The 21,190-nt window shown below is 62.7% G+C and carries 21 protein-coding genes and 1 pseudogene; 8 read left to right on the top strand and 14 right to left on the bottom strand.

What is annotated here, in order from left to right; genetic code table 11:
• Positions 1-115 precede the first annotated feature (115 nt).
• Positions 116-928 (top strand): isocitrate lyase/PEP mutase family protein, encoded by an 813-nt coding sequence (locus V1283_RS05755; RefSeq protein WP_334385480.1) that lies wholly within the window; start codon positions 116-118, stop codon positions 926-928.
• Between the two features lie 97 nt (positions 929-1,025).
• Here the strand turns inward: V1283_RS05755 and cynS are convergent, their stop codons facing one another.
• The 4 genes from cynS to V1283_RS05735 form a co-directional block, all read right to left on the bottom strand.
• Positions 1,026-1,514 carry a cyanase gene (gene cynS, locus V1283_RS05750; protein ID WP_334385479.1) on the bottom strand — a complete coding sequence of 163 codons (489 nt, stop codon included), beginning with the start codon at positions 1,512-1,514 and terminating at the stop codon, positions 1,026-1,028.
• Positions 1,515-1,578: 64 nt separating this feature from the next.
• Positions 1,579-2,505, bottom strand: a complete 927-nt coding sequence (locus tag V1283_RS05745) for an ABC transporter ATP-binding protein (protein WP_334385478.1) — start codon at positions 2,503-2,505, stop codon at positions 1,579-1,581.
• A gap of 4 nt (positions 2,506-2,509) precedes the next feature.
• Positions 2,510-3,349, bottom strand: coding sequence for a nitrate ABC transporter permease (gene ntrB, locus V1283_RS05740; protein WP_334385477.1), 840 nt, complete (start codon positions 3,347-3,349; stop codon positions 2,510-2,512).
• Positions 3,350-3,515: 166 nt separating this feature from the next.
• On the bottom strand, positions 3,516-4,901 hold the full coding sequence (locus V1283_RS05735) for a CmpA/NrtA family ABC transporter substrate-binding protein (protein ID WP_334385476.1): 1,386 nt from the start codon (positions 4,899-4,901) through the stop codon (positions 3,516-3,518).
• Positions 4,902-5,070: 169 nt separating this feature from the next.
• Here V1283_RS05735 and V1283_RS05730 point away from each other — a divergent pair, with 169 nt between their 5' ends.
• Positions 5,071-7,020 (top strand): sigma 54-interacting transcriptional regulator, encoded by a 1,950-nt coding sequence (locus V1283_RS05730; RefSeq protein ID WP_334392963.1) that lies wholly within the window; start codon positions 5,071-5,073, stop codon positions 7,018-7,020.
• On the opposite strand, the gene V1283_RS05725 is transcribed toward V1283_RS05730, so the two are convergent.
• Positions 7,002-7,400: a RidA family protein gene (locus V1283_RS05725; RefSeq protein ID WP_334385475.1), complete on the bottom strand. Its 399-nt coding sequence runs from the start codon at positions 7,398-7,400 to the stop codon at positions 7,002-7,004. The genes V1283_RS05730 and V1283_RS05725 overlap by 19 nt on opposite strands.
• Before the next feature lie 236 nt (positions 7,401-7,636).
• The gene (locus V1283_RS05720) at positions 7,637-8,254 is read right to left on the bottom strand and encodes a hypothetical protein (protein ID WP_334385474.1); all 618 of its coding nucleotides are present in this window, start codon (positions 8,252-8,254) and stop codon (positions 7,637-7,639) included.
• Between the two features lie 217 nt (positions 8,255-8,471).
• Here V1283_RS05720 and V1283_RS05715 point away from each other — a divergent pair.
• Positions 8,472-8,880, top strand: a pseudogene (locus tag V1283_RS05715) (GFA family protein).
• A gap of 200 nt (positions 8,881-9,080) precedes the next feature.
• On the opposite strand, the gene V1283_RS05710 reads toward V1283_RS05715, so the two are convergent.
• Genes V1283_RS05710 through V1283_RS05700 form a run of 3 tightly spaced genes read right to left on the bottom strand, consistent with a single transcriptional unit; the run spans position 9,081 to position 11,783 of the window.
• On the bottom strand, positions 9,081-9,959 hold the full coding sequence (locus V1283_RS05710; protein WP_334385473.1) for a sulfurtransferase: 879 nt from the start codon (positions 9,957-9,959) through the stop codon (positions 9,081-9,083).
• Between the two features lie 51 nt (positions 9,960-10,010).
• Entirely contained in the window at positions 10,011-11,201 is a 1,191-nt protein-coding gene (locus V1283_RS05705; RefSeq protein ID WP_334385472.1) for an acyl-CoA dehydrogenase family protein, read from the bottom strand.
• Between the two features lie 39 nt (positions 11,202-11,240).
• Positions 11,241-11,783: an OsmC family protein gene (locus V1283_RS05700; protein WP_334385471.1), complete on the bottom strand. Its 543-nt coding sequence runs from the start codon at positions 11,781-11,783 to the stop codon at positions 11,241-11,243.
• A gap of 227 nt (positions 11,784-12,010) precedes the next feature.
• Between V1283_RS05700 and V1283_RS05695 the strand changes: the two genes are divergently transcribed.
• Positions 12,011-12,664: a TetR/AcrR family transcriptional regulator gene (locus V1283_RS05695; RefSeq protein ID WP_334385470.1), complete on the top strand. Its 654-nt coding sequence runs from the start codon at positions 12,011-12,013 to the stop codon at positions 12,662-12,664.
• On the opposite strand, the gene V1283_RS05690 is transcribed toward V1283_RS05695, so the two are convergent.
• From V1283_RS05690 to V1283_RS05680, 3 genes are all read right to left on the bottom strand, one after another.
• Positions 12,661-13,443: a DUF2182 domain-containing protein gene (locus V1283_RS05690; RefSeq protein WP_334385469.1), complete on the bottom strand. Its 783-nt coding sequence runs from the start codon at positions 13,441-13,443 to the stop codon at positions 12,661-12,663. The two genes, V1283_RS05695 and V1283_RS05690, sit on opposite strands and share 4 nt — an antisense overlap.
• Positions 13,444-13,488: 45 nt before the next feature.
• On the bottom strand, positions 13,489-14,121 hold the full coding sequence (locus tag V1283_RS05685) for a DUF1326 domain-containing protein (RefSeq protein WP_334385468.1): 633 nt from the start codon (positions 14,119-14,121) through the stop codon (positions 13,489-13,491).
• 94 nt (positions 14,122-14,215) lie between these two features.
• Complete coding sequence (locus tag V1283_RS05680; protein ID WP_334392962.1) at positions 14,216-15,421, bottom strand: TrmJ/YjtD family RNA methyltransferase; 1,206 nt, start codon at positions 15,419-15,421, stop codon at positions 14,216-14,218.
• A 310-nt stretch (positions 15,422-15,731) separates the two neighbouring features.
• On the opposite strand from V1283_RS05680, the gene V1283_RS05675 reads away from it, so the two are divergent.
• The 4 genes from V1283_RS05675 (at position 15,732) to V1283_RS05660 (ending at position 20,101) form a co-directional block, all read left to right on the top strand.
• Positions 15,732-17,459, top strand: coding sequence for an alpha/beta hydrolase family protein (locus tag V1283_RS05675; protein ID WP_334385467.1), 1,728 nt, complete (start codon positions 15,732-15,734; stop codon positions 17,457-17,459).
• Between the two features lie 143 nt (positions 17,460-17,602).
• Entirely contained in the window at positions 17,603-18,817 is a 1,215-nt protein-coding gene (locus V1283_RS05670) for an NADP-dependent isocitrate dehydrogenase (protein ID WP_334385466.1), read from the top strand.
• A 200-nt stretch (positions 18,818-19,017) separates the two neighbouring features.
• Positions 19,018-19,491, top strand: a complete 474-nt coding sequence (locus tag V1283_RS05665) for a DUF3455 domain-containing protein (protein WP_334392961.1) — start codon at positions 19,018-19,020, stop codon at positions 19,489-19,491.
• A gap of 103 nt (positions 19,492-19,594) precedes the next feature.
• A complete protein-coding gene (locus V1283_RS05660) occupies positions 19,595-20,101 on the top strand; it encodes a DUF3455 domain-containing protein (protein WP_334385465.1) in 507 nt (168 codons plus the stop codon).
• A gap of 23 nt (positions 20,102-20,124) precedes the next feature.
• Here the strand turns inward: V1283_RS05660 and V1283_RS05655 are convergent, their stop codons facing one another.
• Together V1283_RS05655 and V1283_RS05650 are read right to left on the bottom strand one after the other, a co-directional pair.
• Positions 20,125-20,448 carry a septal ring lytic transglycosylase RlpA family protein gene (locus V1283_RS05655; RefSeq protein ID WP_334392960.1) on the bottom strand — a complete coding sequence of 108 codons (324 nt, stop codon included), beginning with the start codon at positions 20,446-20,448 and terminating at the stop codon, positions 20,125-20,127.
• Positions 20,449-20,570: 122 nt separating this feature from the next.
• Positions 20,571-21,041, bottom strand: coding sequence for a hypothetical protein (locus V1283_RS05650; protein WP_334385464.1), 471 nt, complete (start codon positions 21,039-21,041; stop codon positions 20,571-20,573).
• Between the last annotated feature and the right edge of the window lie 149 nt (positions 21,042-21,190).

Raw genomic sequence — 21,190 nt, 5'->3', positions numbered from 1 at the left:
GAGCGGCCCCGGACCGGGCCGTCGTCCTTCGAGACGCCGCTACGCGGCTCCTCAGGATGACGGGTCGAAAGACGTCGCAGTGAACAACCGTAGGCATCTCAAGCAGGAGTTACCGATGCGAACCCAGATGGAAAAAGCCGAAGCGTTCCGTGCGCTGCATGCGCGGCCCGGCGCCTTCATCATTCCCAATCCCTGGGACGCGGGCACGGCAAAACTGCTTGCCGCGATGGGGTTCGAGGCGCTCGCGACCACGAGCCTCGGCCTTGCCAATACGCTCGGCAGCGCCACCGTCAGCCTCGATGCCATCATCGCGAACTGCCGGATGATAGCGGATGCCACCGACCTCCCCGTCAACGCCGATCTGGAGAATTGCGGCGCGGATGATCCGAAGACCGCGGCGAAAGCGATCGCGCGTGCGGCCGAAGCAGGCTGCGTCGGCGGCTCGATCGAGGATTCGACCGGCAATCCGCAAAAGCCGATCTACGATTTCCAGCTCGCGGTAGAGCGCGTGCAGGCAGCCGTCGAGGCAGCGCGCGCGCTGCCCTTCCCGTTCACGCTGACGGCGCGCGCCGAAAATTTCCTGCACGGCCGCAAGGATCTCGACGACACCATCAAGCGGCTGCAGGCGTTCGAGGCGGTTGGCGCGGACGTATTGTATTCGCCCGGCGTGCACGACATCGACACCATCCGCACCGAGGTGTCATCAGTCGGCAAGCCATTCAACCTGGTGATGGGCTTTGCCGACCCGACGCTGACCGTCGATCAGCTCTCAGCCGCAGGCGTCAAGCGTATCAGCGTCGGCGGCGCGATGGAGCGTTATGCGCTGGCGGCGTTCCTAAAGAGCGCCCGTGAGATGAAAGATCACGGCGCATTCACCTTTGTGCGCGAGATGGCGCCGATCAAGGAGGTCAGAGCAGCGTTCGGGTAGCGGGCCTCACCACCGTCATTCCGGGGCGTGCGAAGCACGAACCCGGAATCTCGAGATTCCGGGTTCGCTTCGCGCCCCGGAATGACGGAGGATCAAATCACCCCTCCTTGAACCCATACTCCGGCACGTTCCCACTCGCGCCATAATATTTGTACGGCAGGAATTTTCCGGACATCGTGATCTTGACCCGGTCGCCCTTCGGATTGGCGACGCGATCGATCGCCATGTCGAAGTCGATCGCCGACATGATGCCGTCGCCGAATTCTTCCTCGATCAGCGCCTTCCACGCCGGACCGTTCACCATCACCATTTCGTAGAAGCGATAGATGAGCGGATCGGTCGGCGGCATCGGGGTTCCGGTGCCGCGCATCGGCACCTCGTTGAGCATCGCAGTTTCCGATTTCGACAGCCCGAACAGTTCGCCGGCATTGGCGGCCTGCGGCTTTGTCAATTTCATCTGGCCGAGAATAGCGCCTGTTATCAGCACCTCCGAATAGCCGCCGATCTTTTCGCAGATGTGTTTCCAGCTCCAGCCCTTCTCGCGCTTGATGTCGAGCAGCTTTTCGGTGAGGTCTTCGCGTTTCATATGACTCTCCTTCTAACCGTCATGCCCGGCCTTGTGTCGGGCATCCACGTCTTTGCTGGTCTGTTTAGGAAGACGTGGATGGCCGGGACAAGCCCGGCCATGACGCCTGTTCTGAATCGACAGCCCCCGAAGCAATTACCAATTCCGGCTTCCCGATCCGCACCGTCGGCACGTTGCGCGGATCGTGGTCGGTCACATCAGATGCAAATGTCTTGCTGCGGCTGACCAGGAAATCGACGATGTGGTTGCGCAGCGCATAATAGAGCGGATGGCGGTGCAGATCGATGCGGCCGCGGTCCTTCGGCAGCGGATTTTCCACGATCTCGGCCAGCACGGCGCCCGGGCCGTTGGTCATCAGGAAAATCTTGTCGGCGAGATAGATCGCTTCATCGACGTCATGGGTGATCATGAAGGCGGTCTGTCCGGTCTCCAGGCAGATGCGGCGAACCTCGTCCTGCAGCGTGCCGCGGGTCAGCGCGTCGAGCGCCGAGAACGGCTCGTCCATCAGCATGATCTTTGGCGTGATCGACAGCGCACGCGCAATGCCGACGCGCTGCTTCATGCCGCCGGACAGTTCCGACGGCCGCTTGTGCTCGGAGCCGGTCAACCCGACCAGGTCGATGAAGGTCTGCGCATGCGCCTTCACCTTGGCGCGGTCCCAGTTGCGCCATTTCGAGGTCACGGCATAGGCGACGTTGCCGAGCACGGTGCGCCACGGCAGCAGCGCGTGGCTCTGGAAGATCACGGCGCGGTCGAGGCTGGTGCCTTCAATGGCCTGCCCGTCGACGATGACGGCACCCTCGCTCGGCTCGTCGAGGCCGGCCAGGATGTTCAGCACCGTCGTCTTGCCGCAACCGGAATGGCCGATCACGCAGCCGAATTCGCCCCGCCCCATCGACAGCCAGAGATCTTCGAAAACCGCGGTCTGGCCGCCATCCGCACCGGGATAACGCCGCGCGATGCCCTCGATGGAAATGAATTTGTCGGTCATGGCGCTATTCCGGGAACGTGACCATGCGCGTGAAGCGCGCAAGAATCTGGTCGAGCAGCATGCCGACGATGCCGATCAACAGAATGGCGATGATGACGTTGGTGATCGAAAGGTTGTTCCACTCGTTCCAGACGAAGTAGCCGATGCCGGTGCCGCCGACCAGCATCTCGGCCGCGACGATCACCAGCCAGGCGATGCCGATCGATATCCGCATGCCCGTGAGAATCGTCGGTGCCGCCGCCGGCAGGATCACGGTGAAGGCGCGCCTGATGGTGCCGACCTCCAGTGTCCGCGCGACGTTGATCCATTCCTTGCGCACGGCAGCGACCCCAAACGCCGTGTTCAGCAGCATCGGCCATACCGAGCAGATGAAAATGACAAAAATCGCCGAGATGCTCGAATCCTTGATGGTGTAGAGCGCGAGCGGCATCCAGGCCAGCGGCGAGATCGGCTTAAGGATTTGGATGAACGGGTCGATCGCCCTGCTGATCAGCGGCGACATGCCGATCAGGAAGCCGAGCGGGATCGCGACGATGACCGCGAGCAGATAGCCGAGGCCGACGCGGCCGATCGAATAGCCGAGCTGGATGCCGAGACCCTTGTCGTTCGGCCCCTTGTCGTAGAACGGCTGCTTGAGGTGTTCCCACAATTTCGCGCCGACATCGAGCGGGCCCGGCATCGCCGACTTGCCTTGCGTCGCCGTCAGCCCCATCAGCTTGGCGTATTCCGGCGACATGTGCGTGGTCGCAGCGGTCGAGCGCGTGGCGAGATGCCAGATGCCGAGAAAGGCCGCGAATAACGCGATCGAGACGACGGCTGCGCGGAAGCGAAGGGAGAAGGTCATCGCCGACAATCTCTCAGCACGTCGTCCCCGCGAACGCGGGAACCCATACGCCGTGCCGTCCGTTTGTGGCACGATGTCAAAGACCTTCTTTCGCCACTGCCGCCGCGGTGTATGGGTCCCTGCGTTCGCAGGGACGACGGCGGAGAATGGCGTTGCACTGTACCCCTCACGACGCCTTCCTGATCTTGAAGCTGGCGAGATAGTCGTCCGGCTTTTCCGGATCGAACGTCTTGCCCATCACGGAGAAGGATTTGTACGACGTCGCCGGCGGCGTCAGCCCCATCTCGGCCATCACCTTCTTGGTGTCGGTCGCGAGATAGACCTGCTCGGCCACCGCCTTGTAGTCGACATCGCCCTTGATCTGGCCCCAGCGCTTCATCTGGGTCAGCATCCACACCGCAAAGGACTGCCAGGGGAACGGATCGAAGTCGACGCGCCTGGCGTCCGTCTTCACGCCGCCCAGGCCGTCCGCATAGGTGCCGGTCAGCACCTGCTCCAGCACGGTGACGGGCGCGTTGATGTAGTTGGCCGGCGCGATTGCCTCCGCAATCTGCTTGCGGTTTTCGGCTTTCGACGCGTACGCCGTGGCGTCCACGATCGCCCGCGTCAGCGCAGCAAAGCTGTTCGGCGAGCTGGTGATGAATTCGCGGCTGGCGGCAAAGCTGCAGCAGGGATGGCCGTCCCAGATTTCCTTGGACAGGATGTGCATGAAGCCGACGCCGTCATAGATCGCGCGCTGGCAGATGTTGTCGGGCGCGAGAAAGCCGTCGATGTTGTCGGCGCGGAGGTTCGCGACCATTTCCGGCGGCGGCACCGAGCGGAGCTGCACGTCGGTATCGGGATCGAGGCCGTGCTCGGCGAGGTAATAGCGCAGCAGATAATTGTGCATCGAATAGTCGAACGGAATGGCGAACTTCATGCCCTTCCAGTCCTTAGGGTCGCGCTTGTCCTTGTGCTTCATGGCGAGCGTGATGCCCTGCCCGTTGATGTTCTCGATCGCCGGCACCGTGAACGGTATCGCATTGGCGCCCAATCCCAGCGAGATCGCGATCGGCATCGGCGCCAGCATGTGGGCGGCGTCGTATTCCTTGTTGATGGTCTTGTCGCGGATGACAGCCCAGCCGGCGGTCTTCACCACTTCGACGTTGAGGCCGTGCTTGGAATAAAAGCCGAGCGGCGCGGCCATGATGATCGGGGTCGCGCAGGTGATCGGAATGAAGCCGACCTTGAGGTCCTTCTTCTCGGGCGCGCCGCCTTGCGCGAACAATTCGGTCGCGGTCTGAAGCGGAAAGAATTGCGAGATCGCGGCCAGCGCGGTCGAAGCGCCGACCGATTTCAGGAAGGCGCGCCGCGCGGCATCCCTGGGGAACATCGCCCGCATCACGGCGGAGGCGACGACGCCCTCGTAGCGCTTGTCTTCGGTAGGCTGAGGCTCGCAGCGCAGCGCCAGCGCGGCATGTTCGTGTTCGGCTTCGCTGACATGCTGGCCGCAGCTGCAGCCACCCGCACGAAGGCGGCGGTCGGGATCGAATGGGTTGTCGAAGGTAGACATGAGACCTCCTGCACGTGCATTGCCCCCTAATTAAGCAAGGCACATGCCAGCCTTGTTCTTCAGCAATTGCGCTGATGTCGCAGGGTTTTGCGCTCCTATTGGCGATTACGAGAATTCGTGATAAACGAAAATTCGTAGCGCGATTACGAAATATCGGAGTTTTGGTGTGATGGATCTTGCTCTCGGCTCTGCGGCTGGATCACACGAGATCGATCTCCATGCCGCCGCGTTCGAGTTCGCGGTCGAGCCGACATTGCTGCTCGACCCCCATGCCGACGTGATCCTCGACGCCAATCCCGCCGCCTGCACCCTGCTCGGCTACGACCGCGCGCTGCTGCGGCAGACCAAGGTCAGCACCCTGCACGCTGGCCAGTTCCCCGCGCTGATCGTGTTCACGCAGGCCGTGCTCGACAAGGGTGCGTTCTGGACCAATGCGCTGACGCCGCGTCACGCCACGGGACAAACGCTCAGGCTCGAATATGCCGGCTCGCGTGTGCCGGGTGACGGCCGCGCGCTGGTGCTGCTCGCCATGAGCGACCTCGATGCGCGCCGCCGCCGCTATGTCGATGCGGCGGCCGAGGACCACATGCGTGGCGGGATCGCGACCTGGCAGCGGGTCGAGCGGGTGTTCCAGGACATCGAGCGCGAAAACCAGTTGATCCTGCGCGCCGCCGGCGAAGGCATTTACGGCGTCAACGCCGAGGGCAAGACCACCTTCGTCAATCCCGCCGCCGAGCGCATGCTGGGCTGGGCGGCGGAAGAACTGGTCGGCAAGGAAATCCACCCGATCGTGCATCACACCCATCATGACGGGCGCCACTACCCCGATCATGATTGCCCGATCTATGCGGCGTTTCGCGACGGCGCCGTGCATCAGGTCGACGGCGAGGTGTTCTGGCGCAAGGACGGCACGCCGGTCTGGGTCGAATACACCTCGACGCCGATCCGCGACCGCGGCGTCGTCGTTGGCGCGGTCATCGTGTTCCGCGACGTCAGCCAGCGCCGCGAGGCCGACGAAAAACTGCATGCGGCACTCGCCGAGGTCGATCGCCTGCGCGAACGGCTGGAGCTGGAAAACGCCTATTTGCAGGAAGAAATTCGGATCGAGACCAATCCGCGCGGCATCATCGGCCAGAGCGAGGCGATTCAGACGACGTTGCGGCAGGTCAAGCTGGTGGCCCCGACATCCGCAGCCGTCATGATCACCGGCGAATCCGGCACCGGCAAGGAACTGATCGCGCGCGCCATCCATGAGGCGAGCAGCCGCCGCGACCGGCCGCTGATCCGCGTCAATTGCGCGGCGATCCCGCGCGAACTCTTTGAAAGCGAATTCTTCGGCCATATCAGAGGCGCCTTCACCGGCGCGATGCGCGACCGCATCGGGCGGTTCGAACTCGCCGATGGCGGCACACTGTTTCTCGACGAGGTCGGCGAAATCCCGCTGGAGCTGCAGGGCAAGCTGCTGCGCGTGCTGCAGGAGGGCAATTTCGAACGCGTGGGTGAAGAGCGCACCCGCGCGGTCGACGTCCGCCTGATCGCCGCCACCAACCGCGATCTGAAGCAGGAAGTGCAGCGCGGCCGGTTTCGCGAGGACCTCTATTTCCGGCTCAACGTGTTTCCGGTGGAGTCGGTGCCGCTACGCGAGCGGCGCGAGGACATTCCGCTGCTGGCGCAGCATTTTTTGACCCGCGAAAGCAAGGCGCTGAAATCCGAGCTGCGGTTGTCGGAAGGCGATGCGCGAAAACTTTCGCGCTACGACTGGCCGGGCAATGTCCGCGAACTGCAAAACGTCATCGAGCGCGCGGCGATCCTCGCGCAGAACGGGCGCTTACGCATCGACCTGCCGGATTCATCCGGCGCTCAGCCCGCCCCCGGCTCGTCGCGCGTGACAGCCGATGCCCGCCCGGCTGTTTTGACCGCGTCCGAAATGCGCGCCCACGAGCGCGCCAACATTCTCGCCGCGCTTGCGGCCTGTTCCGGCAAGGTATTCGGACCTGGCGGTGCTGCGGAAATGCTGGATATCAAGCCGACCACACTCGCATCACGCATCAAGGCGCTGGGCATTTCCAATGCCCGTGGCTTGGCTGGCCAATTCGGACTTCAACTCCTGCCGAGATAGGCGACGGCTTCGATCTCCACCAGCACTTCCGGCTTCGCAAGAGACCGCACTTCTACAAGCGTGGAGGCAGGAAAGTCGCCGGTGAAGAACTCGCGGCGCGCTCGCCAGACCTCGGTGTTTTTCTTGATGTCGACTACGTAGATCGTCATCTTTACCAGGTTATCCATTGTTCCGCCGGCCGCCTTGATGATCCGATCAATGCGCGAAAATATTTGCTTTGTCTGTTCGTACTCATCTTTGCCGACCATCCCTGTGCCGCCTTCAAATGGACGTGCTACCTGGCCCGAGATGAACAGCATGTCGCCTGCGCGTATGGCGTTTGACCACAGATCGGGGCCGGCCTCGGCTACATCGGGGACGGACACCTTTGTCCTGGGCATGGCATTCTCCCTATGGGATGCGCTTCGCCATTGGTTTATCACAGATGTCGGCAAGGCCGTCGCGCCGTCTTTTTGGCGCTAAGCTGGGCTCTGTCGAAACCGTCTCGCAAGGGCTGATGAAGCCATCGAATAGACGTCGACTACCGCCGTTGACCCAAAGGCGACATGCATCAATGTTGGCTTGATCATCGCCGTCCGAGAGTAAAGCGGACCTGACTTGACTACGAGTGCATGCCCTAGTAGCGGCGACCGCCGACGGAGAAGGACGAAGCGCCGGGCAGCGAATTGATCTCGCTATCGATCCGCCCCGTCTGCTGGACGACTCCGACCCCGAGCGACAGGCTAAGATTGGACGTCGGTTGGAATTCGACGCCGGCATACGCGCTGGAAACAGGCAGCGTGCCGGATTTGGAGTCGAACGGCGCGAATGCGTTGCTGCCGATGCTGGTATTGTATTTCAGCGTGTCGAAACCGGCAAAGAACGTGACGGGCGGCCCGCCGCCATTCTTAAGGCTGTAGCCGAACTGCACGCCTTCGCTATAGACCGAGCCGAAACCGCCGAAGGCGCTCTGGCTGAGGCCGCTGAAGCCCATGGTGTTGCGCTGGCTGCCGACAAAAAATCCGTTCGAGAAATTGTAGCGCGCGTAGGCGGAGCCAGTTCCGACGTCGCGGAAATCGAAGCTCGGAAAGTTGCCGTAGCCGTTCGCGCCCTCGCCCGCAGCGCCGCTGAAACCCATCGGCCAGCCCGGAATCCAGTAATTTACCGGCGAGGTCTGGGCATGGACGACGGGCGCGCCCAGACACAGCATCGCCACGATCCATGCGAGACCTGATTTGCTTGAGAACTTAGACATTCGAGCCACCACCAAGTGCACTCAAATTATACCCTTCCGATCCCGGGAACGCCAGAGCGACGCTATTGGCGGTTGCACCAGTTCGCGCAGCGGCATCCTGGGTCCGAACGGCTCACTCGCTCGTCGGCAGCCCTTGTCGCAGGTCCAGACCTGCAGCATAGAATGATGGGGCGGCAATCATCACAACATTCAAACTCGCGACTTAAAGGCAACTCGCATGGCTAAGAAATACACGGCTCAATGTGCTTGTGGTGAAGTTCGAGTTCGACACCGACCCGGACTTCATCGCCAACTGCCATTGCCTGGACTGCAAGCGGGCGTCGGGCGGCGAGATGGCCACGTTCTTCGGCGTGCCGCAGGACGATTTCAACGTGGTCAGCGGCAAACCGAAAGCGCATCATTATGTCGCCGAGTCCGGCAAGGGACTGGACCGCAACTTTTGCCCTGATTGCGGCTCTCGATTGTTCACCACCAATCTGGATAGTTTCCCGGGCCTCGTCTTCGTCATGCTTGGCAGCCTGGACCGGCCTGAATTGATTGCGCCAAAGCTCGAAATGTTCACCAAGCGCCGCCTGAACTGGTGCAAACCGCTCGACCTGCCGCAATTCGACAGCATGCCTGGTTGAATCGCGAACGCCAGCAGTCGGCAAATGAGGTTGCAGTCCGATCCGGCTGGATCAGACTGCAACGGTTCTACTGTGTCAGAGCTGCCTAATCCTCATCCTGAGGAGACCGCGGAGGGGTCGTCTCGAAGGATGTAGGCCACAGGCGGGCCTCATGGTTCGAGACGCGCTTCGCGCTCCTCACCATGAGGAACTCCTGCTCGTTACGCCGCCTTGGTGGTGAGCTTGGTCTCCGTCGGCAGCCCCTCCTCAATCGGCAGCGACGGATCGCGCGACCATTCGTTCCAGGAACCGAAATACATCCGCACATCCCTCACGCCGGCGTTCTTCAGCGCCAGGAACGTGTTCGAGGCGCGCGCCCCCTTGAAGCAATAGAGATAGACCGGCGTACTCTCTGTGATGCCGACGGTGGCGCATTCCGCCAAAATTTCGTTTTTCGACTTGAAGCGCGGCCCCTCGGCCGTGGGCTTCATCATGCGGTACCATTCCAGCCAGACGGCGCCGGGGATGCGTCCCTTGCGCGGGCAGAAGTCTTTGCCATACGGAGACGAGCTTTCGCCGATCCACTCGTCGATGTCGCGGACGTCGAGCAGCGCGATGCCGGGCTTGCCGACGGCGGCGAGCATGGTCTTGGCATCGATCAGGATGTCGCCCGCCTCCGATACGATCGAGAACGACGCTTTCACCGGCGACGGAACGTCCGTGGTTACCGGCAGGCCGGCGGCTGCCCAGGCATCGTAGCCGCCATGCAGCACCTTGACCTTGGGATAGCCGAGCATGGTCAGGAGATAATAGCCGCGGCAGGACTGGCCGAAGCCGGAATTCATCGACTGTTCGTAGATGACCGCGGTCTCTTTCCCCGAAAGCCCGGCGGCGCCGAACGCATCGGCGAATTTCGTCTTCAGCTCCTGCATGCCCTCCGGCGTCGAGGTCGCCAGGTACGTGAAGATTTCATGGACATTGACGGCATCAGGGAGATGCCCCGCGCCGTAGGCTTCGGGATTGCGGGTGTCGATGATGACACACGGCTCTTTCTTGAGGAATTCCGCGAGTTCGCCGGCAGTAATCAGAACGTCCGTCATGGCAGGCCTCTCCTGTTTTATGGTTGCTGGTTGGGTCGGTCGGAAATCCCTTTAGTGCTCGTCGCCGGCCAGCATCTTGCGAAGCTGCTTGGTGGCGGGGGTGACGATGGCGACGAAATAGGCTTCGCGAAGCCGGCGCTGGGCGCGATGGCTCTTGAGGTAACCGCGCGCGCCGCAGTGGAGCATCGCTGCATGCGCGGCTGCGACGCTGGCGTCGCCGAGCCGCAGGCGAAGTGCTACGACGCGTCGCCAATAGCTGTCGTCGGAATTATAGGGATCACGCGCCAGCGCCATCGTCTCCTTCTCGAACTCGGCATGGAGTTCGCGAAACTGCAGCGGTTGCTGCGGCAGATAGCGGTTGACGTGGCCGAGCGGCGGCCCGACCTCATCCATGATGCCGATGCAGTCCTTGATCAGGCCGAGCCCCATGCCGGCCTGCAACAGGATGAATCCGGCGCGGATTTTCTTCACGAACTGTCCGGCTTGTTCGGCCAGGATCAATTCATCCGGCACAAACACGTCGCGGAACTGCACGCCATAGGTGCCGGTGCCGTCCATCGCAAGGAACGGCTTGCACGGCTGCAGCGTGATCGCGGGATTGGCGCAATCGGCAAGGAACATGACGATGTCCGGCCCGCTTTTTGCGGTGCCGCCCGGCCCGCCCTTTGCGGTGCCGTCCGGCCCGCCCTTTGCGGCGCCACCGTCCTCGTCCTCGCGCTCGAAGATGGTGCCGAAATAGTGGTTGGGCCCGAGATTGGAGACCCAAGGCAGCGCCCCCTTGACGATATAGCCGCCCTCAACCCTGCGACCCTTCAGTTTTAGCCTCTCAATGCCGAAGAAGCTCTTCATCGGATTGGAAAGGCCGGTACCACCGAGCACCCGTCCACTCGAAAAGCTGTCACCGAAGCGGCTTGCAAGCTTCAGGTTGGTCGAATTCGCGGCGTACCAGACCAGCGTATTCTGGCACCAGGCCATGAAAGCCGTGGCGCCGCAGAACTCCCCGATCACAGCCATCGACTGGATGGCGCAGCGCAGATCCGCAGGTCCCTCCTGCGGGACATGACTGCTCCACGCACCGACCTTGCCGAGATTACGCAGCAACTCACCCGGATAGACCGAGCCTGCATCGATTGCACCTGCAAGCGGTGCAAGCTCCTGACGCGCGATCCTCGCAACTTCGTCAGCAATCGTCGGTGCGGGCCGATCTGCAGCTTCGACCCGAGATAAAGCTAGTGAACCCATGATCGTCTCCCGCACCCCTGTTGCACGCGTCGCGTTCCGTCAGATGCTGACTTCGAGATTGACGGGGCGGGTAAACGTGTTGGCGACCGGCGACCATTGCTTGACGTGGGCGACCAGCGCATCGATCTCGCTCCTCGGAATGCCCTCGCATTCCATGTCGACCTTGACGCGCACATCGGTGAAGCCGACCGGCTTCTCGCTGACGTCACCGGTGCCCCACACCGCGGTGATGTTGAGGTCGCCCTCGAGCTCGAGTTCGAGCTTGTTGACGATCCAGCCGCGGTGAACGGCGTTGGCGTGCAGGCCGACCGCCAGGCACGAGCCGAGCGCGGCGAGCGAAGCTTCCGACGGATTGGGCGCGGTGTCGTCGCCGAGCAGGCCCGGCGGTTCGTCGACGATATAGGGCGCGAGGTTGCGGATGTAGTTGGCGTGGCGGAACTTGCCCTCCGCCACCGTCTTGCACTTCAAGGTCTTGATGACCTTCGGATTGGCCTTGCCGTTGGCGATGAGCTGTTCCAGCCCACCTTTGTCGATTGGCGCCAGGCAGCCTGTGAGCACCGTTTTTTGAGCGACCGCGGTCATCTTTTCTCTCCCTAGGGTAGGATACCGAACGTTCTGTTTCCTGCATGAAGCGTGCCAGACCTGGCCAAAACCAAAAGGCGAAGCGCTCTCGCCGCTTAGCGGGTGCTGCCCGGAAATTGATCAGCGCCGCGCTGCACAGGCGCGAAGCAATTGCCGCGTGCGTGCGATTATTTTCAGCGCAAAGATGCGACTTGATGATTGCGCGGCGCTCCGATTAACTGGCGCACATGGGCAAATCGATTTCCAGGAGAAAGGCTGTCGCGGCACGCGCCGCAGGCGATGAGGAATCCGCGCGCGGGCGCCTGCTCAGCGCGGCGACGCATCTGTTCTGCAAGAACGGCATCAACGCCACCGGGATCGACGCCATCATCGACGAGGCCGGCACCGCCAAGACCACGCTCTATAAACTGTTCGGATCGAAGACCAACCTCGTCAACGCCGTACTGGAGAGCGAAGGCAAGGCATGGCGCGAATGGTTCATCGGCGCGATGGAGGATGGCGGCGGCGACGCGCAGGCGAAATTGACACGGATCTTTCCGGCGCTGAAGCGCTGGTTCGCCGAGGAGCGCTTCTACGGCTGCCCCTTCATCAATGCGGTCGCCGAACACGACAAGGACGCCAAGCAGTTCCGCAACATCGCACTGCGCCACAAGAAGGTGGTGCTGGCGCATATCGAAAAGCTCGCCGCTGAAATGGGCGCGGCCGAACCGCAAATGCTCGCCCATCAACTTGCACTGCTGATCGACGGCGCCATCGTCGCCGCCATGGTCTCGCGCGATCCGGGGGTGGCGGACACTGCAGGCCTTGCCGCAGGCAATCTGTTCGGGCCTTCGAAGGTGAAGAAGCCGAAGCGCAGTCCTGCAGAGCTTGTCGCCGTCTAGGCCGCGACGGCCAGGCCGTGCGCGAGGATGATCCCGCCGGCCACGATCAGGCCCGCGCCGACGGCGCTGCTGAGCCATAGACTGCGCGCGACCATCCTCTCCAACCCGACATAGATCGCAACCGCTGCGACCCAGGCGAGATTCATGACGCCGACGACGAACAGCAGCGCCATCAGGAACCAGCAACAGCCGACGCAATAGCTGCCGTGGCGAAAGCCCATCCGCAGAGCGCCGATGGCATCCGGTTGCCAGTGTCGGCTCAGGAAGAACACCGGGCTCTGGCAGTAGCGCAGACAGGCGCGCTTGATCGGGGTGAGTTGGTAGAGCCCGGCGGCAAGCAGGATGATGCCGGCGAGCAAATTGCTGGTGCTCGCCATCATGCCGGACAGCAACCCGGCCTGATCAAGTCCCCACTGCACCGAGACAGCGACGAGACTAAAGCCTGCCCATATCACGAGATAGCCGGCGAGAAACAGCCAGCTTGAGATGACGGGACTGTCCGCGGTCGCCTGCTTGCGCTTGATGGCGGCGAACAGCAGGACCATGGGGGCTGCGCTGGGCGCCATCATCGCGACCATCATCACCCACCACATCGCGAACATGAGCAATGCCTGGGCCGGCGTCCACGGCTCAGGGTCCATCGGCATGTCGGCCATGCTCATGTCGATACCGGCGCCCGCAAACAGATAGCCCCAGGAGAACGCAACCACTGTGGCTATTCCGATTGCCACGATCAGGCGATCGTGCCGCAAGGTCTGTTCGAGCGCCGAGGTCGCCATCGTAAACCCACCCGCTACTGGGCGCGTTGAGATTAGGCCGCAGCGCTAGGCCGCAACGCCCTCGGGCGTCTGGACGACATTGGCGAGCGAACTATGCGTGCCCTTGGTTTCGAATTTTATGGCGCCGGTCGAGCGGATGTTGGACGAGGCAACCTCGGCCGCCCTGTGCTCGAAGCCCTCGGGCATCACGACCTGGATGCGGTGAGGTTCGCCCGTCACCGGATTCTTGATCGGCTCGACCTCGGTCTCCAGCACGCCCTTGGCCACCATACGCGCAACGCGCCCGTTCTTGTCGAATTCGAACTCGATCGGCACGAACAACGGATCATGCATTTTCGTCACGATCAGGCTGAGGATCTGGAATAGCGTGCCTTCGGCGGAGTTCTTGCCCGACATGATGTTGAACAGCGCTTCGCGCTGCTCGGCCGTGGCGCGCTCGTCGATGATCGGCTGCAGCTGGCCATTGCCCTCATGCAGTGCCCCGGGGAAATGGACGGTAGCCGCGAAGACGAGCCCATCGAGTTTGGTCTTCTCGAAATGTCCCTTGGTAATCCGCATGCCGACCGCGCCCTTGCAATAGCCTTGGGTCGGCAGGGCATTGAAATCGCACGGACAGCCAAACGCGCAGTTGCAGTTCTTGATCCATTCGCCTTCGAGACGCCAGTCGGATGTAGCCATCGCACACCTCCCGTTCGCGTATTCGATTGGACTGCAGGGTAAGCTTATCCCCTTTGTGCTCGCGGGGACAGCGCCGGCCTGCCCGACAGGCCGCCTAGCTGCGCGCGAGCAGCTTCGCCTCGAGCCGCCCAAGTTCCGTCGCCAGATCGCGCTCGACATCGCCGACGCGCATCTCGATGACGCGGTAGTCGCGCGCTTCCAGCCAGGTCTTGCGGCCATCGCGGTCGGCGACGATCGCCTCCGACTCGTTGGCGTTGACCAGCTCGATCGCCAGCCGATGGACGAAGGAGACGAAATCCGGGATGTGACGCCCCACCGGCGTCTGGCGCTTGAATTGCCCGGCGAAGCGGCGGTCGCGGGTCAGCGCCTGCCACAGGATCCGTTCGGCATCGGTCGGATTTCGTCGCAGAAGCCGCGCGAGCCCGCGAACGGTCGAGCTGTCGCCGGGCACCGCCGGCCCCTGCCCGTGCTCGGCCAGCAGCGCGCGGAGCCTTGTGGCCTGTTCGCCGTCGAGCACTCCGCCCTTGGCTGGCCCCTTGCGGCCTTCCGCGATCGCCATCACCACGCCGTGCAGGGTGTGCATGTCCTGCTTGGTCGGATCCATCCGGGTGAAGATGTTGCGCAGGTTGACCAGCATGGTCTCGCGCTTCTCGCGCGGGCGCAGGAATTCGACCTTGTCGAGTTCCCGCACCAGATTGTCGAAGAACGCCTGCATCTGGTGCTGCGAGGCCGGCTCGGAACGCTCGGGCATCGCGAACGGGAGGTCACCGCCGGTCGACAGCTTGAACCATTCGTAGCCGATCAGCAGTACTGCCTGCGCCAGGTTCAGCGAAGCAAAGCCCGGGTTGACCGGGAAGGTGATGATCCGGTTGGCGAGCGCGACCTCCTCGTTCTGAAGGCCGTAGCGCTCGCGGCCAAACAGGATACCGGCCCCGCCACCTCCGCCGACATGGGCCACGATCTCGGCCGCCGCTTCCACCGGGGCGACCACCGGCTTGGCCTGGTCATGGGCACGGGCGGTGGTGGCGAACAGCAAGGTCAGGTCGGCGACCGCCTGCTCGACCGTGTCGAACAACTGGGCCTGTTCCAGAATCTGGTCGGCGCCGGCCGCCGCCCGCTGTGCGGCGATGTTCGGCCAGCCGTCGCGCGGATTGACGATTCTTAGACGGGACAACGCAAAATTGCCCATCGCCCGCGCGGCCATGCCGATATTCTCGCCGAGCTGCGGCTCGACGAGGATCACAACGGGTCCGGCTAAGTCCCAACCAGACTTGGTTTTATCGGTGCCCGAACCGGACATTCGCAAGTTCACTTTCTGCTTCAACTTCTGGAGCTGATTCGACCTCTGAAGATTTGAATCGGCGTGCGAAGCGCGCGGACGATTCAAGATCGCAAGCATCGCCCATTTCGGATGGCGGGTGGAATTCGCAAGCCTGCTGTGCGGCTTAGTATCCTCTCCGAACGCTCGGTCAAAGCCTCAAAGAAGCTTGATCCCGCCCGCCGCTTGCGCGCGTTAGACTTTCGGATAGGCTAACAATCACAAACAAAGCGAAGCTGCAAACCAGCCCGAAAGCCGGTTCAACGGCGAGGGAATCAAAGGGGAGGCGTCCATGCGCGGCAGGTGGTCGTTGGCGATACTGGGCGTGGTCCTGATCTTGGCGGGCGGCCTGCTCGCCCATTTCACCCAGACCGCAGGCGGCATCCGCATCCAGGACGTCCGCTTCCAGGGTGCCAAGGGCAACACGATGAGCGGGCTGCTCTACATCCCGCCGAACGCCACGCCGCAGATTCCCGCCCCCGGCATCCTCGCCGTCCACGGCTACATCAATTCGCGCGAGACCCAGGACGGCTTTGCCATCGAGTTCGGCCGCCGCGGCTATGTGGTCCTCGCCCTCGACCAGACCGGCCACGGCTATAGCGACCCGCCCGCCTTCGCCAACGGCTTCGGCGGCCCCGATGGGCTGGCCTATCTGCGCAGCCTCGAATTCGTCGATAAGACCAATATCGGCCTCGAAGGCCACTCGATGGGCGGCTGGACCGTGCTGGCCGCGGCCACCGCTGCGCCCAACGACTACAAATCGATGGTGCTGGAGGGCTCCTCGACCGGCAAGCCGTTTGCCGCCGAGGGCACGACCAGTTGGCCGCGCAACGTAGCGCTGGTGTTCGCCCAATATGAGGAATTCTCGACCCTGATGTGGGGCGTCGACCTCGCCCGCGACGTCACCCAGAGCCCGAAACTGTGGGCCCTATTCGGCACGCAAGGGCCGGTCGAGCCGGGCAAGGTCTATGGCGACATCGCGCAGGGAACGGCGCGGGTGCTCTACACCCCCGCCATCACCCATCCGGCCGAACACATTTCGCATGAGGCCATCGGCTACAGCCTCGACTGGTTCGCAAAAACCCTGCAGGGCGGCACGCCCCGCCCGGTTGATGACCAGATCTGGTTTCGCAAGGAGATCGGCACGCTGATCGCGCTGCTCGGCTTTGTGGCGCTCTTGATCGGCGCCTTCGACGCGCTGCTGGAGGCGCCGATGTATTCCCGCCTGCGGCTGCCTGAGATTGCCGACGGCACCATGCCGGAGCACACCGCCGCGAGCGGCCGCCGCTGGACCACCGCCTTCATCCTGTCGGCCTTCATCCCGGCGCTGACCTATTATCCGGCGTTTGCGCTGGGCGGCACGTTCGTAAAGCCCTCCGCCTTCCTGCCGCAGGGCATTACCAACCAGATCCTGGTCTGGGCCGTCATCAACGGCCTGATCACGCTGGCCCTGATGCGGTTTGCACCCAAGCGCGCCAGCCGGTCCGGCATCGTCGCCCCATCGGTCGTGATCGCGATCGCGTCCGTCGCGATCGGCTATGCGGCGCTGTGGCTTGCCGATCTCGCCTTCAAGATCGACTTCAGGTTCTGGATCGTCGCGCTCAAATTGATGAGCGCGAAGCAGTTTTTGATCTTCCTGATCTATCTCGTGCCGTTCACGGCTTTTTTCGTGATTGCGCTGCATGTCCTGCACCGCAATTTCTCGACCATGGCCGCGCCCCGCGGGGCGCTCTATCTGACCAATGTCCTCGCACTGACGCTGGGCTTCATCGTGCTGGTGGGCGGGCAATACGCCATCCTCTGGCTCGGCGGAAAGCTGTTCAACCCGCTGCCCGACCCCGGTTTCGTGCCGCTGTCCACCATCGTCGCCATCCAGTTCGTGCCGCTCCTGGCGATCTGCGCCGTGATCGCGACCTTCACCTGGCGAAGGACCGGCTCCAGCCTGCCCGGCGCCCTGATCTGCGGCCTGTTCGTCACCTGGTACGTGGTGGCGGGGACGGCGACCCAGGCGGCGTTCTGACCTTAAGGCGTTCTTACCTAAAAGATGGGCTGAAACTGCATAACGGCTTGGCTTCCGCCAGCCGGTCTGCAGTGCTATAGGCCGCGTATAATCACTCCACGCCGCCCAAACGCGCGGTTTTCCGAGAAAAGGCCCCCTCCATCATGGCAAAAATCAAGGTGACCAACCCCGTCGTCGAACTCGATGGCGACGAGATGACCCGGATCATCTGGCAGTACATCAAGGACAAGCTGATCACCCCGTTCCTGGATGTCGAGCTTTTGTATTTTGACCTCGGAATGGAGTACCGCGACCAGACCAACGACCAGGTCACGGTCGACGCCGCCAACGCCATCAAGAAGGTCGGTGTCGGCGTCAAATGCGCCACCATCACCCCCGATGAAGCCCGGGTGAAGGAATTCGGCCTGAAGGAAATGTGGAAGTCGCCGAACGGCACCATCCGCAACATCCTCGGCGGCGTGATCTTCCGCGAGCCGATCATCTGCAAGAACGTGCCGCGCCTCGTCCCCGGCTGGACCAAGCCGATCATCATCGGCCGTCACGCCTATGGCGACCAGTACCGCGCCACCGACTTCAAGTTCCCCGGCGCAGGCACCCTGTCGATGAAGTTCGTCGGCGCAGACGGCACCGTGATCGAGAGGGAAGTGTTCAAGTCCCCCGATGCCGGCGTCGCAATGGGAATGTACAATCTCGACGATTCCATCATCGACTTCGCCCGCGCCTCGCTGAACTACGGCCTGCTGCGCGGCTATCCGGTCTACCTCTCGACCAAGAACACGATTCTGAAAGTCTATGACGGCCGCTTCAAGGACATCTTCCAGGACATCTACGACCGCGAGTTCAAGAAGGAATTCGAGGCCAAGCGGCTGACCTACGAACATCGTTTGATCGACGACATGGTCGCCTCCGCGCTGAAATGGTCCGGCGGCTACGTCTGGGCCTGCAAGAACTACGACGGTGACGTGCAGTCGGATACGGTCGCTCAGGGCTACGGCTCGCTCGGCCTGATGACCTCGGTGCTGCTGACGCCCGACGGCAAGACGGTGGAAGCCGAAGCCGCCCACGGCACGGTGACCCGCCACTACCGCGAGCACCAGAAGGGCAAGGAGACCTCGACCAATTCGATCGCGTCGATCTTCGCCTGGACCCGTGGCCTCGCGCACCGCGCCAAGCTCGACAACAACCCGCAGCTCGCAAAGTTCGCCGAGACGCTGGAAAAGGTCTGCGTCGCGACCGTCGAGGAAGGCTACATGACCAAGGACCTCGCGCTCCTGGTCGGCGCCGACCAGCGCTGGCTGTCCACGACCGGCTTCCTCGACAAGGTCTCGGACAACCTCGCCAAGGCGATGGCGGCTTAAAGCCGACTTTCGCGAAGACCTACCCTCGTCATTGCGAGCCAACGGGTCGGCGCGAAGCGCCGCCCGATGACAGGCTCCGCGAAGCAATCCATAGACCCCCGAGTCGATGGATTGCGTCGTCGCTTTGCTGCTCGTGACGACGACAATAACAACAACGGAGCTATACCGTGTCGTTCCCCAAGAACGCCGTACTCACTGCCATCTTTCTCATCGGGTCGCTCGTCAACGCGACCGCCCAGACAGCAATTCCCGAGGCTATCGCAGCTCCGGGTGAAACCGCTGTTCTCACGCTGCATGCCGAAGGCGCGCAGGTCTACGAATGCAAGACCGGCGCCGACGGCACGCTCGCCTGGGCGTTTCGCGAACCGATCGCGACGCTTTTGTCGGACGGCAAGACGGTCGGCCGGCATTATGCCGGACCGAACTGGGAGTACAGCGACGGCAGCGCAGTGGTCGGCCAGGTCGTCGGCACCGCCCCAGGCGCGGTCGCGATGGATATTCCCTGGCTGAAGCTCGCAGTGGCTTCCCGGCGCGGCAGCGGTGTTCTCGGTCCGGTGACGACAGTGCAACGGATCAACACGGTCGGTGGAAAGCTCAATGGCGCCTGCTACAAGGCAGGCACCTATGAAAGCGTCCCCTACTCGGCGGATTACGTGTTCCTGCGCAAGGGCTGATACGACGCTGCCATCCGTAGGTTTCGGAGAACCTCGTCAAGGCGACGGCATAATTGGCTGGTAATGGTGTTGGTCTCTCGGGGCCAACACCATGGATTTTATGATGCCGATTGTCCGGAATGCCGCGCTCGCTCTGCTCTTGTCATCGGCGTCAGTTTTGAGCGTCTCCGCACAGACACCGCTTCCCGACGCCATCGCGGCGCCCGGCGAGACGATCGTGCTCACACTCCACGCCGAGGGCGCGCAGGTCTACGAATGCAAGGCTGCCAGCGACGGCAAACTGGCCTGGGCATTCCGCGAGCCGATCGCGACCTTGCTGCTCGATGGCAAGACCGTCGGCCGGCACTATGCGGGGCCGAACTGGGAACACATCGACTCCAGCGCCGTCGTCGGCAAGGCCGTCGGCAACGCACCTGGCGCCACAGCGAACGATATCCCCTGGCTGAAGCTTATGGTAACGTCGGGGCGCGGCACCGGCATCCTCTCCGGCGTCACCACAGTGCAGCGGATCAACACGGCGGGTGGCAAACTCGAGGGCGACTGCGACAAGGCGGGCACCTGGCGCAACGCGCCCTACTCCGCGGACTACGTGTTCCTGCGCAAGGGCTGAACGGCGAGCTCCGTAACTTCACCTCAGCGAAGGGAGACCATCGCAGTCCCGCCGATGCCAAGCGCACGGGCGGCCCCCGTGGATAGGTCGATGCACCGCCCCTTCACGAACGGACCACGATCATTTATCCGAACGGTGACGCTTCGCCCGGTCGAATGCGAAGTGACTGTGACCTGAGAGCCGAATGGTCTGGCGCGATGCGCCGCGGTCATCGCGTTTGGATTCATCCGCTCGCCCGATGCGGTTCGGCCTCCGCCATAGCCATAGTGAGAAGCAACACAGGTTTCGGCGAATGCCTGTGCAGACAGGCAGGTGAGCGCCAAGGCGGCGCATATCGGGCGGATCATCGTTTCCCTCTGGGCATCGAGGCTCAACTGCCAACTTGTCCCGCGCCTCCAGGTTCCCGCAAAAGAGTCAGAAATGACGAAAGCGGCACTGCCCAGATGAGACGCCCGGACAATCGGCGTCCCTACCGCTTGGCCCCAAGATACGTCGTCCATACGGCACTGGCTAACGTCTGGGATGCTTTCCGGGCGCATGCCTTTTCGACTTCCGCCACGATCGACGACATACTGGTCTTCGGCTGTGTTTGGTCGCTCGCTGCGGCAACGTAATTGAGTCCTGTCCAGAAACCGTGAATCCAGACCGTGCCCTCCAGTCGGTGCTCTTCCGTGGACCGCCAGTGAGCGCAACTCATGCTCCCTATTCCGATCATTTCGACTGAAACCTTGGCGTCCTGCGCTGAGGCCAGGCAGACCGAAGCGCCAAAGGCGATCGACGCAAATAGAGATCGCTTCATCATCCACAAGGTCATGCTGTCACCTCTCGCCTGAACGCCAAAAGTCGGCTGTCGTGTAAGTCCAGCGATCGGGTCGTCTACGGGGATGCCGCTACCAAATGATGCCCGCAAGGTCCGCGGCGCCATCGAGCGTTCGATCAACGTGGATTCCCTACAGGAGCACCACGAATTAGGCTGCAGCGTGACGAATGAATGTGGCGTCAGCCATTGCAATCGCGGCAACAGCGCCGGCGATCGCGAAGTCTGTGAGCCACGCGCCGGCCTGTCTACGACGTCGATCCGCTCGCCCA

It is taken from the genome of Bradyrhizobium sp. AZCC 2262 (assembly GCF_036924535.1).
GTDB lineage: Bacteria > Pseudomonadota > Alphaproteobacteria > Rhizobiales > Xanthobacteraceae > Bradyrhizobium.
This window is presented reverse-complemented; position numbering and strand designations above follow the sequence as displayed.

Bases quoted from the DNA above. Each gene is read 5' to 3' on its own strand.
- V1283_RS05755 (WP_334385480.1), top strand. From the start codon at position 116: ATGCGAACCCAGATGGAAAAAGCCGAAGCGTTCCGTGCGCTGCATGCG.
- cynS (WP_334385479.1), bottom strand. From the start codon at position 1,514: ATGAAACGCGAAGACCTCACCGAAAAGCTGCTCGACATCAAGCGCGAG.
- V1283_RS05745 (WP_334385478.1), bottom strand. From the start codon at position 2,505: ATGACCGACAAATTCATTTCCATCGAGGGCATCGCGCGGCGTTATCCC.
- ntrB (WP_334385477.1), bottom strand. From the start codon at position 3,349: ATGACCTTCTCCCTTCGCTTCCGCGCAGCCGTCGTCTCGATCGCGTTA.
- V1283_RS05735 (WP_334385476.1), bottom strand. From the start codon at position 4,901: ATGTCTACCTTCGACAACCCATTCGATCCCGACCGCCGCCTTCGTGCG.
- V1283_RS05730 (WP_334392963.1), top strand. From the start codon at position 5,071: ATGGATCTTGCTCTCGGCTCTGCGGCTGGATCACACGAGATCGATCTC.
- V1283_RS05725 (WP_334385475.1), bottom strand. From the start codon at position 7,400: ATGCCCAGGACAAAGGTGTCCGTCCCCGATGTAGCCGAGGCCGGCCCC.
- V1283_RS05720 (WP_334385474.1), bottom strand. From the start codon at position 8,254: ATGTCTAAGTTCTCAAGCAAATCAGGTCTCGCATGGATCGTGGCGATG.
- V1283_RS05710 (WP_334385473.1), bottom strand. From the start codon at position 9,959: ATGACGGACGTTCTGATTACTGCCGGCGAACTCGCGGAATTCCTCAAG.
- V1283_RS05705 (WP_334385472.1), bottom strand. From the start codon at position 11,201: ATGGGTTCACTAGCTTTATCTCGGGTCGAAGCTGCAGATCGGCCCGCA.
- V1283_RS05700 (WP_334385471.1), bottom strand. From the start codon at position 11,783: ATGACCGCGGTCGCTCAAAAAACGGTGCTCACAGGCTGCCTGGCGCCA.
- V1283_RS05695 (WP_334385470.1), top strand. From the start codon at position 12,011: ATGGGCAAATCGATTTCCAGGAGAAAGGCTGTCGCGGCACGCGCCGCA.
- V1283_RS05690 (WP_334385469.1), bottom strand. From the start codon at position 13,443: ATGGCGACCTCGGCGCTCGAACAGACCTTGCGGCACGATCGCCTGATC.
- V1283_RS05685 (WP_334385468.1), bottom strand. From the start codon at position 14,121: ATGGCTACATCCGACTGGCGTCTCGAAGGCGAATGGATCAAGAACTGC.
- V1283_RS05680 (WP_334392962.1), bottom strand. From the start codon at position 15,421: ATGTCCGGTTCGGGCACCGATAAAACCAAGTCTGGTTGGGACTTAGCC.
- V1283_RS05675 (WP_334385467.1), top strand. From the start codon at position 15,732: ATGCGCGGCAGGTGGTCGTTGGCGATACTGGGCGTGGTCCTGATCTTG.
- V1283_RS05670 (WP_334385466.1), top strand. From the start codon at position 17,603: ATGGCAAAAATCAAGGTGACCAACCCCGTCGTCGAACTCGATGGCGAC.
- V1283_RS05660 (WP_334385465.1), top strand. From the start codon at position 19,595: ATGCCGATTGTCCGGAATGCCGCGCTCGCTCTGCTCTTGTCATCGGCG.
- V1283_RS05655 (WP_334392960.1), bottom strand. From the start codon at position 20,448: ATGATCCGCCCGATATGCGCCGCCTTGGCGCTCACCTGCCTGTCTGCA.